14 protein-coding genes are annotated in these 17,227 nt (G+C 39.2%); 8 read left to right on the top strand and 6 right to left on the bottom strand.

Annotated features, from left to right (window positions below; translation table 11 throughout):
• Positions 1–29 precede the first annotated feature (29 nt).
• From rsmH to ACUXV0_RS11080, 3 genes are all read left to right on the top strand, one after another.
• Entirely contained in the window at positions 30–953 is a 924-nt protein-coding gene (rsmH, locus tag ACUXV0_RS11070; RefSeq protein WP_446189612.1) for a 16S rRNA (cytosine(1402)-N(4))-methyltransferase RsmH, read from the top strand.
• A 130-nt stretch (positions 954–1,083) separates the two neighbouring features.
• Complete coding sequence (locus tag ACUXV0_RS11075; RefSeq protein ID WP_446189613.1) at positions 1,084–1,455, top strand: FtsL-like putative cell division protein; 372 nt, start codon at positions 1,084–1,086, stop codon at positions 1,453–1,455.
• Between the two features lie 5 nt (positions 1,456–1,460).
• On the top strand, positions 1,461–3,551 hold the full coding sequence (locus ACUXV0_RS11080) for a penicillin-binding transpeptidase domain-containing protein (protein ID WP_446189614.1): 2,091 nt from the start codon (positions 1,461–1,463) through the stop codon (positions 3,549–3,551).
• Between the two features lie 11 nt (positions 3,552–3,562).
• Here the strand turns inward: ACUXV0_RS11080 and ACUXV0_RS11085 are convergent, their stop codons facing one another.
• Positions 3,563–4,129: a DUF1572 family protein gene (locus tag ACUXV0_RS11085; RefSeq protein ID WP_446189615.1), complete on the bottom strand. Its 567-nt coding sequence runs from the start codon at positions 4,127–4,129 to the stop codon at positions 3,563–3,565.
• Positions 4,130–4,205: 76 nt separating this feature from the next.
• Here ACUXV0_RS11085 and ACUXV0_RS11090 point away from each other — a divergent pair, with 76 nt between their 5' ends.
• Complete coding sequence (locus tag ACUXV0_RS11090) at positions 4,206–5,420, top strand: M14 family zinc carboxypeptidase (RefSeq protein ID WP_446189616.1); 1,215 nt, start codon at positions 4,206–4,208, stop codon at positions 5,418–5,420.
• A gap of 4 nt (positions 5,421–5,424) precedes the next feature.
• Entirely contained in the window at positions 5,425–6,192 is a 768-nt protein-coding gene (locus ACUXV0_RS11095) for a carboxypeptidase-like regulatory domain-containing protein (RefSeq protein ID WP_446189617.1), read from the top strand.
• On the opposite strand, the gene ACUXV0_RS11100 is transcribed toward ACUXV0_RS11095, so the two are convergent.
• Together ACUXV0_RS11100 and ACUXV0_RS11105 are read right to left on the bottom strand one after the other, a co-directional pair.
• On the bottom strand, positions 6,182–7,429 hold the full coding sequence (locus ACUXV0_RS11100) for a D-alanyl-D-alanine carboxypeptidase (protein ID WP_446189618.1): 1,248 nt from the start codon (positions 7,427–7,429) through the stop codon (positions 6,182–6,184). The two genes, ACUXV0_RS11095 and ACUXV0_RS11100, sit on opposite strands and share 11 nt — an antisense overlap.
• A 24-nt stretch (positions 7,430–7,453) precedes the next feature.
• Complete coding sequence (locus tag ACUXV0_RS11105) at positions 7,454–8,140, bottom strand: DsbA family oxidoreductase (RefSeq protein WP_446189619.1); 687 nt, start codon at positions 8,138–8,140, stop codon at positions 7,454–7,456.
• Between the two features lie 86 nt (positions 8,141–8,226).
• Here ACUXV0_RS11105 and ACUXV0_RS11110 point away from each other — a divergent pair, with 86 nt between their 5' ends.
• A complete protein-coding gene (locus ACUXV0_RS11110) occupies positions 8,227–9,783 on the top strand; it encodes a phytoene desaturase family protein (RefSeq protein WP_446189620.1) in 1,557 nt (518 codons plus the stop codon).
• A gap of 42 nt (positions 9,784–9,825) precedes the next feature.
• Here the strand turns inward: ACUXV0_RS11110 and ACUXV0_RS11115 are convergent, their stop codons facing one another.
• Together ACUXV0_RS11115 and ACUXV0_RS11120 are read right to left on the bottom strand one after the other, a co-directional pair.
• The gene (locus tag ACUXV0_RS11115; protein ID WP_446189621.1) at positions 9,826–11,028 is read right to left on the bottom strand and encodes a pyridoxal phosphate-dependent aminotransferase; all 1,203 of its coding nucleotides are present in this window, start codon (positions 11,026–11,028) and stop codon (positions 9,826–9,828) included.
• A gap of 336 nt (positions 11,029–11,364) precedes the next feature.
• Positions 11,365–12,009 carry a LuxR C-terminal-related transcriptional regulator gene (locus ACUXV0_RS11120; protein WP_446189622.1) on the bottom strand — a complete coding sequence of 215 codons (645 nt, stop codon included), beginning with the start codon at positions 12,007–12,009 and terminating at the stop codon, positions 11,365–11,367.
• Positions 12,010–12,356: 347 nt separating this feature from the next.
• On the opposite strand from ACUXV0_RS11120, the gene ACUXV0_RS11125 reads away from it, so the two are divergent.
• Positions 12,357–13,400, top strand: coding sequence for a sensor histidine kinase (locus ACUXV0_RS11125; protein WP_446189623.1), 1,044 nt, complete (start codon positions 12,357–12,359; stop codon positions 13,398–13,400).
• 50 nt (positions 13,401–13,450) lie between these two features.
• A complete protein-coding gene (locus ACUXV0_RS11130; protein ID WP_446189624.1) occupies positions 13,451–14,158 on the top strand; it encodes a LytR/AlgR family response regulator transcription factor in 708 nt (235 codons plus the stop codon).
• Between the two features lie 2 nt (positions 14,159–14,160).
• Here ACUXV0_RS11130 and ACUXV0_RS11135 read toward each other — a convergent pair whose 3' ends face one another.
• Positions 14,161–17,154, bottom strand: a complete 2,994-nt coding sequence (locus tag ACUXV0_RS11135; RefSeq protein WP_446189625.1) for a lantibiotic dehydratase — start codon at positions 17,152–17,154, stop codon at positions 14,161–14,163.
• Positions 17,155–17,227 lie beyond the last annotated feature (73 nt).

Below are 17,227 nucleotides of genomic sequence, written 5' to 3' on the forward strand. Positions count from 1 at the left end.
AAACCAAAAGTAATAATTCTACTAAACCTATGGAGAATACAGATTATCATATTCCGGTGATGCTCAATGAATGCATAGACGGTCTTCAGATTAATCCTGAAGGAATCTATGTGGATGTTACTTTTGGTGGAGGTGGTCATTCTAAGGCCATTTTGGATAAGTTAACCACCGGTAAATTATATGCGTTTGATCAGGATGATGATGCTAAAGCAAATGCAGATAAAATTGACGACCCTAACCTGATTTTCATCAAGGCCAATTTTCGATTTATCAAGAAGTTTCTACGCGTTCATCGGGTTAAAAAAGTAGATGGAATTTTGGCTGATCTAGGCATTTCATCACATCAGATAGACGAGCCCACCCGTGGTTTTTCTACACGGTTTGATGGAGAGCTGGATATGCGTATGAATAACGCAGAAGGGGTTTCTGCCAAGAATATCGTGAATGAGTATTCTGTAGAAGATTTGCATAAAATTTTAGGCATGTATGGCGAAATCAAAAATGCCCGCACTGCCGCCCAAACCATAGAAATGGGCAGGTCTGCAAAGCCTATTGAGACCATTGCAGAGCTTAAAAGTATTCTGGAGCCTGTAGCACCAAAACATCGGGAGTTTAAATACTTTGCTCAGGTATTTCAAGCCTTAAGAATTGAGGTTAATGAAGAAATGAAAGTGCTGGAAGAGTTTCTTCAGCAAACACCTGAAATACTGAATCCCGGGGGTAGACTAGTAGTGATGTCTTACCATTCTTTGGAAGACCGCATGGTCAAAAACTTCATCAGAGGTGGGCATATTGACGGTAAAATTGTCAAAGACTTTTATGGCAATATCCAGAAACCTCTGGAGGCTGTGACACGCAAACCTAAAACGGCCACAGACGAGGAATTGCAAAGAAATCCACGATCCAGATCTGCCAAACTACGTATAGCACAGAAGCCTCTAGAACAGGATTGATTTATCGTATAATTACTACCAGTTAAAAACTCTTGTACCCATAGGTATCTGGTCAAGTTGGTTTTTTCTATTAGGTTTGTTTACTTTTGACTAGTGCTTTGTCGTTTTTAATTAAACGTACCTGATAATCATGGCTTTAAATACCCCAAAGGGTCAACAAAAGGAATCTTTTTTCTCTAGTTTATCCCGTCGTTTAAACATCTTTGAATTCATTGCCGACAGGCTCGAAATCAAAGAAGAGTTCCCTACTTCTGTACTCAAAAAGTTTCTGTTTGGTTTCGTATTGGTATTTATCTATATCAGTCTACAGCATCATTTAGAAACCCTTTACAGAAATCTCACAAAAGCAGAAATAGAAATCAAAGAAAAGAGGGCTTCTTTCGTGTCTCACAAGTCTGCTGTGATGGTGAAGAGCAAACACTCACAGGTCTCTGAATCTTTAGAAGGACGCGGACTGCACCGAAATGTGGAACCACCAGTTAAGATTGTAGCCAAAAACTAGGAGGAATGAGTAGTATTAAAAGTCAAATTCAGAGCCACTCATTACGAGTTTTCATCGGTATTAGTCTTTTCGGTGTAATTATCCTTTATGGTATCATCAGGATTCAAAGCAATGAAGAGCTGGTGAATAAAGCAGTAGAAAAAAGCCTGATTTTTGAAGAAGAAATCCCGGCCATGCGTGGCAATATTTATGGTGCCGATGGAAAAAGCTTACTGGCTACTTCTGTGCCTTATTATTATATGGGCCTTGACACTGATCAGGCAAGAGATGATCTTTTTGATCATAGTATAGACTCCTTGAGTTATCTTCTTTCCAGGTTTTTCAAAGACAAAAGCAAGCAGGAGTATAAATCACTGATTAGTAAAAGACGTAAAGATCCTAAACGAAGATACCTCCGAGTGGTAAGCCGTAGAATCTCTCATCAGGAGAAAGAGGTGCTACAGACCTTCCCTCTTTTCAGAGAAGGTAAATTTAAGGGAGGCGGTATTTTTGAACCGGTACCTACACGTTCTTTGCCTTTTAATAGCATGGCTATGCGAACTATTGGTAGCTTGGATAGAGACACCAAAACCAAGGGTCTTTTTGGCATTGAATACTCGTATAACGCCTATTTAGCCGGAAAGAACGGAAAAGCTCTGGTAAAAAGACTCGCCGGCGGTGTAAAGCTCCCACTGGAGTCTGATATCAATACCGAAGCCAAACCCGGTATGGATGTGGTTACTACTATCGATGTCAATTTTCAGGATATTGTGGAGAGTGCGTTACGCAAGAAGGTAGAGCAAACTAATGCCAGTTACGGCTCGGCTATAGTGATGGAAACGGCCACGGGAGAAATAAAGGCTATCACCAACCTAACCAAGCGTGTTAGAAACGGCGAAACATTCTATCTGGAAGATATGAACCATGCCGTGCTGGGCTCTACAGACCCCGGTTCTACTTTCAAACTGGCTTCCATAATGGCCGTTTTGGAAGAAAAGGGAATCGGCCTGGATGATTATGCCGCCAACTGTACTGGTAAGATTATGCACCACGGTCTACCATTTACCTGCGACCACGTGCACGGAGATATTACGGTAAGGCAAGTTTTTGAGAAATCATGCAATATTGGCATTTATAAACTTATAGAACGTACGTTTGGAATGAAGGGTATTGACCAATACGTAGAGTACGTCAATCAGTTTAATCTTGACAAACCTATTGGCTTTCAGCTTAAAGGTGAGAAAAAGCCTTATTTCAAAAACTCTGAAGACAAAACCTATAGCCGATCAACTCTGCCATGGATGAGTATTGGATATGAGTCGTCCATTTCTCCATTGCAAATGATGGCATTTTATAATGCTGTAGCCAATGACGGGTACTGGGTAGAGCCGTACTTAGTGAAAGAAATAAGAGAAGGGAATCAAGTTATTGAGCAATATGTACCTCGAAAAAGCAGTCAAAGAATTGCGTCAAGCAATACGATAGAAGCTGCTCAGGAGATGATGAGAGGTGTAGTAGATCATGGAACAGGGGCCGGTATTAAAGATGGTTTTTGTAAAGTAGCCGGCAAAACGGGTACAGCTCAAAAATTAAGCAAACAAGGCTATAGTAAACAAGGGAAGTACTACACTTCATTTATGGGCTTTTTTCCTGCTAATCAGCCAAAATACACCTGTGTAGTGGTGATAGATAATCCTCAGGGAACGGGCATGTATGCCTCTAAAGTCTGTGCACCAGTTTTTAGAGAAATTGCCGATAAGATTTTCGCTTATGATGTAAAAATTCACCCGGCTCAGCAAAAGCAATACGAAAGACGGCTGTTGGCACTTCAGCAAAAAGCTGGGATCTCTACCGATCTGCAAGAAATAGCTGAGGAGTTAGATTTACCCACCGAGCCAAATTCTGATGGAATATTAAAAGCCGCTATTGTCAAAAACGACAGTCTAATCTGGAAAAAACTCAATGAAGATGATGGCATGCCAAATGTCAGAGGTATGACACTCAGAGATGCCCTTCCTCTCTTAGAAAACAAAGGGTATACTGTAAGACACCGCGGTCTGGGCAAGGTCAAAGACTATGCCTTATCTGGTAGTACGGTGAGTTTGGTTTTGAACTAAGCAGTGTACTTTTAAGTCTTCCTTAAAAACTCATCTGTAAAGTGACTTCTCTTCTTTTCCTGAGAAAACTTATCAGCGTTATAGGTCTGTGATTGACCTTTAGGAATAGAAAGGCTTTGCCAATCTGCCCCTTTGATCATTCGTCCGATATAGATGATCTGGCCAATATGCGAGCTGTAGTGTGCTAGCTGTCTATTGATCGCCTCCGTGATGGTATGGCCTTGATTTCTGATGTAGATAATCTGGTTAAAGTTGGCTTCATTGACAGAACCTAAAGCCGCGAACAAACAATCCCAGCCTTCTTCCCACTTCAGTAGAAGCTCTTCTTTCGTTCGTATGTTAGCATCAAATTCAGCTTCCCGGTCTCGCCAATCCTTTTCACCGTCAGTTGTCAGAAAGTCTGTCCATCTGGAAAGCATATTTCCCCAGAGGTGATTGACAATAATTGCAATTGAATTGCTCTCTGGATTATACTGCCAGAGCAGTTCATCTTCAGAAAGTTGAGCAAAAGTTTGATCCCCAAGCTGTTTATAATACTGAAATTGCTTCTGCATGCTCTCTAAATAATTCGTTATCATAGCAGTTTAGTTTAGAAGAAGAGTCAAATAAGTATGACCATCTTTGTTCTATTCATTTGATTAAAATCAGCAAAGCGTGAGCCCAACAGAAATATTAACTCTTTTCGAGGAGATCAAAGAGCCTTTTTTCACTCATAGACGATTTAAACATCGTGATATTCTATCTCTTATCAAAAAGTCCTCATTGCAGAAAGAAGTGATCGGACGTTCTTTTGAAGGGCGAGAAATTTATAAACTCAAATGGGGAGAAGGGGCAATCAAAGTTTTACTCTGGTCTCAAATGCATGGCAATGAAGCCACCGCCACCATGGCACTTTTTGATTTATTCAGGTTCTTTGAAAATCAGAATAATGGTTTTGTTGACCTTCTCAAAGGCCAATTGGAGATACATTTTGTACCCATGCTTAACCCAGATGGTGCTGAGCGTTTTACCCGTAGAACAGCTCAGCAGATAGACATGAACAGAGATGCTCTGGCTCTTGCCTGTCCTGAGAGTAAATTGTTCAAAAAACTACATGAAGAGCTTAAACCTGACTTTTCTTTTAACCTCCACGATCAGGATGTTCGCTGGGCAGCAGGTCATTCGCCAAATCAAGCTTCTATAGCATTTCTGGCTACCGCTTATGACGAAGCCTGCAATTGGAACGAAACACGTACCGAGGCTATGCAAGTCATATGTGAGATGAATGATATTTTACAGAATTTTATTCCCGGGAAAGTAGGTAGGTTCTCTGATGAGTTTGAGCCTCGGGCCTTTGGTGATAATATACAGAAGTGGGGTAGCCGACTAATTTTAATAGAATCTGGGGGTAATGGCAATCAACGAGAGAAAATGGAATTGAGAAAGCTCAATTTCCTGATTATTTTGAAAGCTTTTGAAGCAATTGCCAAGCAAAGTTTTACGAACAGAACATTAAAAGAGTATGAGTCAATACCTTTAAATACAAAATGCCTTTTTGATCTTTTGATTAAGAATGCCGAATATGAAGGTCAAAAAATTGACGTAGGCATTTATCTAAATGAGAAGAATAACCAAGACGCTACAGACTATACTTTGGAGAGTTGCGTAGAGGATATTGGAGATTTGAGTACATCTTTCGGTATCGAAACTTTTGATGCTGATGGCTATGTCATTGAAGCCTTAGATCAATTTTCAGGAATATTAACAAAATACAAGGATCAGATAGATGGTCTTACACGTTTAAGCTTTGAGAAAAAAGCTAATTTCGCTTTAACCAAAAATGGCAAGCCGAGCTTCGCCGTAATTAACGGCCGCATTTACCCGATATAAACCATTGAAGAGAACCTTTCTTTATATCCTTTTCCTGTCTTTGATTTCATCATTTACCATGGCACAGAAACAGTGGTCGGTGTTTGGAAAAGTAATCAATGGAGCCACTCAAAAGCCCATCTCATCACTCACGGTGACCAACCAACGAACAGAACATGTGGTAGTCACCAATGCCGAAGGCGACTTCTACATCAGAGCCGCCGAGGGAGATTCCCTAATTATTACCGGAGTAGGCTATGGGAGGCAAGCTGTGTATTGGGATAAAAGCAAAGATGACCTGGTGGTAGGCCTGGAGCAAACGGCCATAGGACTGGCAGAGGTGGTGGTAAAAGATAAAAGAACCGAAACCATAGAACGAGAAATCAAAGAGTTTCTGGAAAACCCTCATAATGCCGCCAGCATGAAGCGGGATATTGTGGGGAATCTGGTTCAGCTCTCAGGAAGTGGCGGTCTGGGTGGTGGTGCAGGTATTTCTATAGACGCCCTGTATGATCTGTGGAGTAAAGAAGGCAAAAACAGAAGAAGAGCCGCAGAACTTGAATACCAAGACTTACGCAAATTCTATATAGAGCTACGTTATAATAAAGGTAAAGTAGCCACCATCACCAAGCTAAAAGAACCAGACCTTTCTGAGTTTATGGAATATTGTAAACTGGGTGATGAGTTTATCTTAGAAGCATCTGATTATGATCTCACCTATCAGATACTCATGTGCCTGAGAGAGTTTAATAATACCGCTAGCTTTCCAACTATCAAAAGAGCTAGAGAGTAGATTTTAACCGAACCAAAAAGTCTACAGCTTCAGACCTGACACTGCCTACAGATTCGGTAAAGTTATTATGCATCATCGCAAAGCGTATCCAACGGCCTCTATCTGTTTTGAAATAGCCCGCCAGATTATAAACCCCACTCATAGAGCCAGATTTGGCATAAATAAAAGGTTGTTCATCTGCAGCAAATGTCTTCATTGTACCATATCGTCCGTTTACGGGTAAGAACTCTTTAAGCTTTTCAAGACCATGTTCTTTTTCCATTTTGTCTAGAACAAAACACAGATCTGCAGGTGTGAACAGGTTATATCGAGATAAACCTGAACCATCTACCCAACGTGGTTTTTGAGGCAAACCAACCAGCTCATTTTCAAGCAAGTTTCTGATTACCCTTGAACTGGAAATAGAGTCACTAAAATCCTGCAAGCCAGACTGCAGTAAAAGATGCTCGGCAAGAAAGTTATCACTTTGATACATCATGTATTTCAAAACGGAGTCTGCTGGAGTGGAGTAAACAGACTCATAATTTACATGACCGGGCACTCTTCCGTAAACAACATTGGTTTTCAACTGAGAACTTAACAGCTCTGCACGAGCTTCATCACTTAGTATAAACGGGAAGCTACGCGGAGATTTTGCAACTTTATTTTTCAGGTCTTGAACAGAAAGTAAGGGTATAAAGTCTTGTCCTAAAGAATAAAACCTTTGCTCTAAATATGGAATTGAAAAGTGAATCGAATCGGCGTTCAAACTCACTTCAACCAAATGCTCGTAGAGGGGTACAGAAGCCAGAGGTGATTGATAATTGTCGGCGGCATCATCCCACATCCATCCAGAACCATAATGCTTCCCAAGAAAAGTGTTCTGATAAATCACTACGGTTTTAATCCCTTTTAGCTCATTTAAAACCTCTTTAGACTGAAAATTGGGATGTAATAATGTGCCATCAAAAGCCGGCTTAATGAAAACAGTATCTTTTGAAGAAGCCAGAGAAAACGCTAATAGACTATCCGGTTGATTTCTTAAAAAACTGTAAAGGGTAAACAACTTTGTAGTACTCGCCGGTATAAAATATTTATCAGCATTTTGCTCAAAAAGCGTGTCCCCAGTCTGTACATCGATAAAAAGAAAGCCCTGATGATGGTGCTCACCAGGGCTAATTATTTTAGTTACTTTTTTCTGTACCGAACATGCGTTCAGGAAAATTGCTGTACCTATGATAAAAAGTAATTGCTTCAATTCATTTCTATTTAAGAAACCAATTTAACAATTCGGATCTTCAATATCACAAGCTTCAGCCGTCTCATTTTGTACTTTACCACTAATCTCTGTGATGGCCTGAACAAAAGCTTCTGGAGGCTGGGCTCCACTTAAGGCATACTTCTGATCAATGATAAAAAATGGAACTCCAGAAACACCCAGTTCCTGGTAATATCTTACTTCTTTCTGCACCCAATAAGCGGTTTCCTGGCTATCTAAAGCTTCCTGAGTCTTGGATTTTTCCCAACCATAATCCTCCATTTCTTTGAGGATACTCTCATTTGAGCTTAAGTCTACACCTCTTTCAAAAAAGGCCTCCAGCAAGAAGCTTTTCAGTTCTTTCCCATTGCCCTCCTTCTGAGCCGTATATAAAAGGTTATGTAATTTTAATGTATTGGGTACACGCTGAATGGCATCAAAATTAAATTCAACGCCTGCTCTATCACCAGCCTCTATTACTCTCTGTGATAATTCTTTGTACCTCTCTACACTTCCAAATTTTGAGGCATTGTATTCCAATTTATCAACTCCTTCCACAGGGATTGTTGGGTCTAACTGAAAAGGCCTGAAGTTCATTTCTACCTCTACATCTTCTAACTGTTCTAAGGCTTTTTCAAGGTTCTTCTTCCCCACATAACACCATGGACATACCACGTCTGAAACGATATCAATCTTCACATTTTTCTTCATGCTCTCAGAACATATTTGGCAGACTTAAGTTCCAATTCTCAGCTGGGCCTCAATACAATTTGAGGAAATTTGAGTATCATGGTCAAATGAAAACTACATACGATATTATCATCGTAGGCAGCGGGCATAATGCCTTGGTGGCCGCCTGTTATCTGGCTAAGGAAAACTATTCCGTACTGGTGCTCGAGAAATCTGATTATCTGGGAGGGGCTACCACTTCACAGAAAACCTTTCCCGATTATGATGCCAAGCTTTCTCGTTACAGTTATTTAATCAGCCTATTGCCTCTTCGTATTATTAAAGACCTTGAATTAGACCTCGAACTTTTTAGTAGGGATACGGCCAGTTATACACCTTATATTAAGGATGATGAAATCAGAGGCCTGTTGATTAGTAATCAATCTGAAACCATTTCAAAAAAATCAATTTTGGAGCTAGGCCTGGGAGAGCAAGAATGGGTAGGCTACTGTAAACTTCAAGAAAGGTGTCTGGCCTTTGCCCATATTATCTGGGATTCACTTCTTGAACCTTTAAAATCGAAAAATGAATGGAAGAGCACTTTTGCCGAGCAAAATGAACAAGAATTAAGGGAAGACTTTTGTGAAAAGCCTATAGGCCAATTCATTGACAAATACCTTAAATCGGATATTCTCAAAGGGGTCATTCTTACAGATGCCCGCATTGGAGTTCAAACAAGTGCTTATGATCCTTCTTTACTACAAAACCGAACCTTCATTTACCATATAATCGGAAATAAAACCGGAGAATGGAAGGTTCCAAAAGGAGGCATGGGAGCCTTGGTGGAACAATTGATCACAAAAGCGAAATCCCTTGATGTCAGTTTTAAAACTGAATCAGAAGTCATAGACGTAACCAGAAAAAAATCACACTACATGGTTAGCACGGCAGATCAAAGCTATCAATGTCAAAAACTCCTTTTTAATGCTGCCCCGAACCTTTTAAATAAACTTTTACCAAACTACCGTTTAAATATAAGCGAAGGCACGGCTTTCAAAATCAATATTTTACTAAAAAAGTTACCAAAACTTAAGGACAAACGTGTTAGCCCGGAAGATGCATTTTGTGGCACCCTTCATATAAATCAGAATTTTGAACAGCAAGAGTTAGCACATCAACAAAGCATTGGCGGAAAACTGCCTAAAAACTTTCCATTTGAGATGTACTGCCATACACTTACCGATGATTCCATTCTTTCAAAAGAATTAAGCCATAAGGGCTTTCATACCATCACAGCTTTTGGCATGGATACGCCCTACTCTATTTTTAAGGAAGACAATGAAAAAGCTAAATCTCAAGTATTGAAGCTATTCTATGAAGGCATTAATCCATATTTAGAGAAGCCTATTCAGGAGTCGATAGCCTTAGACTCATCAGGAAACCTCTGTATTGAGTGTAAAAGTGCTTTAGATTTAGAGAGAGAGTTAGGATTACCTCTTGGTAATATTTTCCATAATGACCTGAGTTGGTTCTATGCTGAAAATGGAGATCTAGAGGGAAAACTAGGTGTAGAAACTGAAGACCCGAATATTGTCCTTTGTGGTTCTGCAGCTTTAAGAGGGGGAGCAGTAAGTGGAATTCCCGGCTATCTAGCAGCTAAATACATCAGAAACAAAAAAGGGTGATCGCCTTGATAGACAACCACCCCATTCTTATAATAACTTTGGTTATTTTAACTCAGCACAAGCTTTCTTGATACGCTCAATAGCTTCTTCTAAAGATTCGTCAGAAGCGGCCGTAGAAATTCTGATACAGTTTGGAGCACCAAAACTAGCACCAGCTACCGTGGCCACGTGAGCTTTCATTAGTAAGTACATACTGAAATCACCACTGTTTTCTATGGTGGTTTCACCATCAGATTTTCCAAAGAATTCACTGATATCAGGGAAGGCATAAAAAGCACCATCGGGTACATTTACTTTAAAGCCAGGGATTGACTTTAAGCCATCTACTACCAATGCTCTTCTCACTAAATATGCTCTCTTCATGGTCTCAGAAGCCGTCATATCATCCCATGCTACCACTGAGGCACGCTGAGCAATATGGTTCGTCCCTGAAGTTACCTGACCCTGAAGCTTTGTAATTCCTTTAACTATCCATTCTGCAGCACCAATATACCCGATTCTCCAGCCTGTCATAGCAAAACCTTTAGCCATACCATTTACAGTAATAACTCTGTCTTTTATGGCATCGATTGAGCCTATTGAGAAATGACCTTCTTCCATGAAATTGATATATTCATAGATTTCATCAGCCAAAACATGAACATGCTCATGTTTCTCCACTACTTCAGCAATAGCCGTAAGTTCTGCCTTACTGAAAACAGCACCTGTTGGGTTAGAAGGCGAAGAGAACATGATCACTTTAGTTTTATCAGTGATAGCTTCCTCTAATTGCTCCGGAGTAACTTTGAAACCATTCTCAAATGAACCTTTCAAAATAACCGGTACACCACCAGCCAGCTTCACCATTTCAGAATAACTCACCCAATAAGGTGCAAAAATGATCACTTCTTCACCCGGGTTCACCATTACCTGAAGAGCATTAGCCAAAGAGTGCTTAGCACCTGTGGAAACTACAATATTCTCAGGTTTCCAGTCAATATTATTGTCGCGTTTAAACTTGTCTGCTATAGCCTTTCGCAACTCAGGAATACCTGGTACTGGTGTGTAAGAGTGAAAACCTGCGTCAATAGCCTCCTTAGCTGCTTCGCAGATATGTTCAGGTGTTTTAAAATCGGGTTCACCGATAGAAAGGTTAATAACATCGATTCCCTGATCTCGTAACTCACGAGATTTTTGGGACATCGCAATGGTAGCAGAGGGCTCCAGAGACTGGATACGTTCAGCTACTTGATGTACTGCAGACATGATAAATTTTGGTTTTGTTTTAAATTAGTTCCTCTTTTAAAGGGCTGAAAATCAATAGATTTTCATTACACCCCGAAAAAATCGGTGGCAAAAATAAGACCCTTCTTTTTGATAATGAAGTCAAAACCTAACTTTCTTAATGAGCGGTAAAGAAGTTTTAAAGTAGAGTGTATATAAAACAAAACTCCGCAAGAATTTCTTCTGCGGAGTAATGACTTAAAAGTTTAACTGTGCATCTAGCAGGTTGTGAATCTTTTCAATAGTGACCCAAAGAAAATTCTTCTTGAGGTTCGCCGAAAAAAAATTACACCAATGACAGTTTTATCTATATCAACTCTATGCTGATATAGAGTAGTAAGGTTTCAGCGAAACCGCCAGTGATAATAGCTGGTTTCTGCCTTTTAGCTTTAGCTTATTCATAATGTTGGCTCGGTGATTATTTACCGTAGCCTTACTAATTGTAAACTTCTCTGCAATTTCGGGTGTGGTACATGAGTCCGAAAGTGCTCGCATAATTTCACGCTCTCTAGGTGTAAGTAGCTCTAAAACAGAGGTATCTAACCTAGAATTTTCGCTCGTGATCGTACTTGCCAGTAACTTTTCAACGTTGGGTGAGACATATTTTCTTCCGCCTGCTATTTCGTGTAACGCAAAGAAAAATTGACTCATGCTGTCTGTTGACATCACATGCCCTTCTACATCCAATCCATTATCGACTTCCTTAGCTTCAAGGGAGTCTTGTGACATAAAAAGTATTTTGGTGCCATTACCGACTTCTCTAATCTTCCTGACTAATTCCACTCCTGTCATATTTTCGAGCGGAAATGCGACAATCGCAATGTCTGGTTTTACTACACTTATCTGCTTCCACGACAAATCCCCTGAAGTAGCATATGAAGCCACGTCAAAGTTTCTGCTATGCAATGATTCTCTTAAAAGCTGACAAAAAAATGTGCTTTTGTGGGAAATGGTAATCTGCATACTTCTTATTCATTTTTACTTTTTTGGATGGTTTTGGGAGGGCTATTGTGTACGGCTTTTCTTACATTTTATAAATGCAGAAATACAATTTAACCAAATGGCAATGTCACAAAGAGTTTAGCCGTAGATTTTACGTTTTGGTTCACTCTTGATTTTTCATTTAGTTTAGAAACAACTACTTTCGAAATACTTAAATTTTTCATCTTATGTTAAGTTTATGATTTATACTAACTATACCGTATAGTTAGAATTAACTATGACAAAGGTGCATCTTACGTATATGCCAGTAAAATTTAATTGACCTTCCAGCCTATACTAAGTACACATAGCTTAATTAACTGTACAAAATGAATTTCGAAGCGATCAGAAGCTTTTTAAAAGACAATCAAAAAGAGATAAGAAAACATCTTTTAGCTTGGACACTTTACTACTTGGTTGACTTTATTTTTGTTTTTACTTATCGTCAAATTTCAGGTGGGAAGTTTTTAGCATCCTATTTTACAACACTTATTTTATTCACCTCCTCCTTCTACTCAGTAGTAGGGGTTTTATACCGAAACTTACCAAGAAAAAAAATTCAGCCTTTCCTAGTAGCTATTCTAATTGTGATGGGTTTCGCTTACACCAATTATCTAATCTCCTTACACTTAATTAAACTAGAATCGTATTTATTGAGTGTAAAAGAGTCTGTATGGAGGGCATACCTTTTTGAAGTCTGGAGATTTTCAACTTCAGCTTTTTATGCTTTTGCGTTCTGGATTTATTTGCAGCGTATCAAAGAACAAGACATCCTATTCAAAACAGAGCAGCAGTTGCTCAAAACAGAGTTAAACTTTTTAAAGGCTCAAATTAACCCACACTTTCTATTCAATACCTTAAATTTTGTTTACGGCGAAGTAGCACCGCATAGTGAAAAGTCGGGGAAGGCAATTATTAAGTTGACCAACCTGATGCGGTACTCTGTAGAGAGTACTAAACGTGAGGTATCAAACCTCAAGAAAGAAATAGACGCTATAGATGAATACATTGAACTTCAAAAAGCTCGCTTTAGTGATAAGGTGGCAGTAAGATTTGATAAAGAAGGGCTATTCCCTTTCTTTGCTCTTCCACCATTGGTCTTAATGTCATTGGTAGAAAACGCCTTTAAATATGGCGTAATAGATGAACCTAATAATCCAATTCATATCAAGCTTAAGGTATCTCAAGAAAAACTTGAGTTTATTTGCAGAAACAAAAAAAGAAAAGACTTTCAGGATAAAGAAACCACCGCAGTGGGCATTGAAAATATCAAAAGGAGACTGCAGCTGGTTTACGATGATAATTATGCGATTGACATCGATGACAGTGAGCACTTTTATGAGGTAAAGCTCTCTGTACTATGGAAGAAGTAATTTTTTGATTATATTTAATTTACTAAAGTATACATACAAAACCCCGAGTAATGAATTGCATAGTAGTAGATGATGAACAAGCGGCGATAGGAATCATAGAGAGCTACCTCCAGAAAATCCCTTCAGCGAACCACATACGATCATTTAGTGACTCCGTAGCAGCATTGGACTTTGTTCAGGAAAATGATATCGACCTGATTTTTTTAGATATCAATATGCCTACTCTTACCGGTTTAAGCTTCCTGGAGCTACTCAAGGGTAAATCTATGGTTATTCTCACAACAGCGTACACTGAATATGCATTGGAAGGTTTCAAGCATGATGTGGTAGATTACTTAACGAAACCAATTGCATTTGACCGCTTCCTGGAAGCCGCTCAAAAAGCTCATAGAAGATTAACCAATAAGTACTCATCTGGGGTAGACGATTATATCATGGTAAAAACTGACAGAAAAGGTAAGTATGTCAGGATAAAGTTTGAGAATATTCTTTACATAGAATCGCTTAAAAACTACGTAGCTATATATACCAAGCAAGGTGACAGAATAGTTTCTCTTCTAACAATGAAAGAACTAGAAGAACGTCTTCCTTCTGAAATGTTCTTTAGGACACATAAATCATTTATTATTTCCCTTGATCAGATAAACCATCTTGATGGAGGTGAAATTACTTTACTTGACTGTGAGGTGAGAATACCACTGGGAGTAACTCATAGAGACCGTTTCTTCAAAGTGCTAGAAAGTAAAATCATGCAATAGCCTTATTTTTTCCTCCTCCTGGCTATTTGAGATTTATATACTCTACTCAAAAAATCATAAAGTGTGAGCTCGTGCTCCCTTGGCTTTGTTAAGGATACCCGATTTATACTCATATGAATAAAGGTATCAGCAAGTTGTGATCGGCTGTTTTTAGATGTAAACTGGAGATTACGCGTTAAGTTTTGGAGCATCGGCTCAAAATCAGAAAACTCTTCGATGAATCCTGAGGACATTACCTCCTCTAACTCTGATCTATGTTCTCTAAACTTGTGATCAAAACTCTTTTTCTCGATTTGAGTGATTTCAAATTCAGTGTAAAAGTCAGACCTTTTTTGTTCGGCCAAATTGTACTTTTCTTCTAGATCTAAACCTATCGCATTCATATATACGTCTATAAGTTTGAGGCCCAGCTTCCACCTTATATCCTCCTGAATTCCTTCCTCATATTGACTTAACACATATGAAATAAAATATGCATCGAGTGAATGTATTGCCTCTGCAAGATGAATATTTTGAGGGCCATATCTTTCCATTTCTCTGTGATAAGTCTCCAATTGGGTTTTGAAAATCAACCTGTTCGTCAGAAATGGTTGTAAAAGATACTGTAGCCCTTGCAAAACAAGGATAAAGTCATCTTTAGAACCCAGATGAAGTCTTATCCTCAAATGTGGTTCAGGATCTGCAAATCTTACGAAAAACCACATGCGAATTTGCTGCTGCTCAGCAAGAGACTGTAAATAAGGGTAAATCGTTTGAAACAAAAGCTTGTCCAATGCTTTCTCTGAAGCATAAATTTTCAAATATAACCACTCCGACCCCGGGTAGAAGATACGTTCAACCTTATCAGAATCATCCATGCCCTCAAAACTTAAATTCCGAACAGGCACATCATTCTTAACTAAAGCTACAAGCTGATTGGCCAGAATTTTACCTTCATGATCTCGTATTTTATCAGATGTCTTTATATCCTCAAGAACTGTTAAACTTTCTTTTCCTTTAGCTTCCTTTTTTAACAAATTCAATGACAGATAGGAGTCAAACGAAATCCTCAATTCATTATCACCGCTTTTAAGTACAACCGACTCGGGAAGGTTAGTATTTATTCTCCATTGCACTAAAGACTCCTCAGTTTTACAAGCCAATAACTCTTTTAACTTCGACTTCTTAAGATTCCATCTGGCTCTTTGAACAATCACATTCTTATGCTGAATTCGTGGAAGAAATTCCAACTCATTGGTCCAAGAAGGCCATTCAAATTGAACTCCTTTTAATTGATTCTGAGATTGAAGATCACCGAGAAATTCATATAACGGAAGAGCATCCATGGCATAATTATGGGCATTTGCCATTCTAGGCAAAAGCTCTTTACCTGAAGCGGAGTCTGTCAATACAAATTGACCTTTAACGAGCTGAATTATAAGATTTCTGGCTAAAATCTGCTGTTTAGATGACACACCTGAATGAGCCAGATAAGGGATTTCATAGGACCTCAAACCTGGCCTGGCTACTATATTTCCCGTTTTTTCCTGAGGAAAGTGAACTACCTCTACCAACTGTTGGGGCCTCTTGCTTTGTTCATCTTCGGCCAACAGCCTTAAGGTATCAAATAACTCTGGGTCAGCATCTGCAAACCGTGCAGACAAGGCCAAAGCACTCGTGCCACCAGCATAATCAAACAACAATTGATTATCTACCAAATGCCTAAAAACCAAAGAAAAGCTATCTGCCAAAGGAGGGCCCTTTAAATCCTGATCTATTAGACTATTCAATTCCAATGAATAACTCCTATGATTGAGTAATCGCTGAAAAAGTTGGCGATCCACTGATATATTTTGGCTCAAATGATGATAAGGAATTTGAACACCTTCCAGTAGAGGAATTATTAAGGATGAACCGCCTCCATAACCTATCCCAACCTCATCATCCAATACTTCAAGCAAAGGCACTTTGGCCTCCTCATAACGCTGATAAAATTTGTCTTTAAACTGTTCAATCTTATGATTTCCTACGCAAGCAAGTTTGCACTTTCGCAATAGCTCTACAGTTTCAATCAGGTTTTGACGACTTTCTTTAGAAATGCCTCCAGCCACTACTTTATTTAAGGAAGTTACCTGAAGCAAGGCCCCCTTATTGTACTCCAGTTTTAATGGCTCCAGATGCTCATGTATACGGTCTATATCCTCACGGTAATTTGATCCTTCCTGATCAAGGCCATCCAAAAACCCGTTAAGGAGTTGAAAAAATTGCTCAGGCCTTTCTCCTTTAGTCACCTCCAAAATATGTTGAAAATAGCCTTCGCCAGTTATGGTAGGCTCCAACTCATTGACAAGAATTTGATTCTCAATCAAGGACTCAATAAAACCTCGAGACTCTTCTTCCGTAAAACCTTCCTCTACCACAAGGCTTACGTATTCATTTATCGTCAGGCCTTCGTTCTTAATTCCTAATAATTTCTCTAAAACCGCATTTTGAAGGATCGCGGTGAGTTGGTAAGTCCTTTTCCCCCCTTCCATTTGATACTCAACAAACCTGAATTGGCCATTCGCCTCATACAGACTAGTATTGGGATAGAAGATTAATTTTTCTCTTATCTCTAGAGTATGTTCAATCTGCCTCTTTAAAGCAGAAAGAAAGTTCATATCAAACTTAGTCTTCCGCCTTGCCTTGGTTTTTACTTTTAGGCCATCATCCTCAGTCCACTTCACAAGACTAATTCCCGAGAAAAGGCCAAAAGGTGTACATCGATTACTTGCTCTTAAAATGTACTTTGCTAAAGAAAGCGTGACATCTTGGGATAGATCGGCTTCCTCGGCTAAAGATTTCATGACCGCATCATGTAAAACCGGACTAGCAATTAATAAGGCCTCCAAAAAGTGGGGATTCGCTATAAATTCTTGAATTTCCTTCTCTGAGACTTTATCCAATACAGGCCAGGAAGGTGTACGTAACACAAGGGATGAATAGAACGTATAATTATTACGATTCTCAGATTTCATTTCAAAAAGGGCCGTTTGAACTGGTAATCGTACTTAATTTTGACCATAAATTAAAGCTTTTGATGAATCAATT

This window comes from Jiulongibacter sp. NS-SX5 (assembly GCF_052828545.1).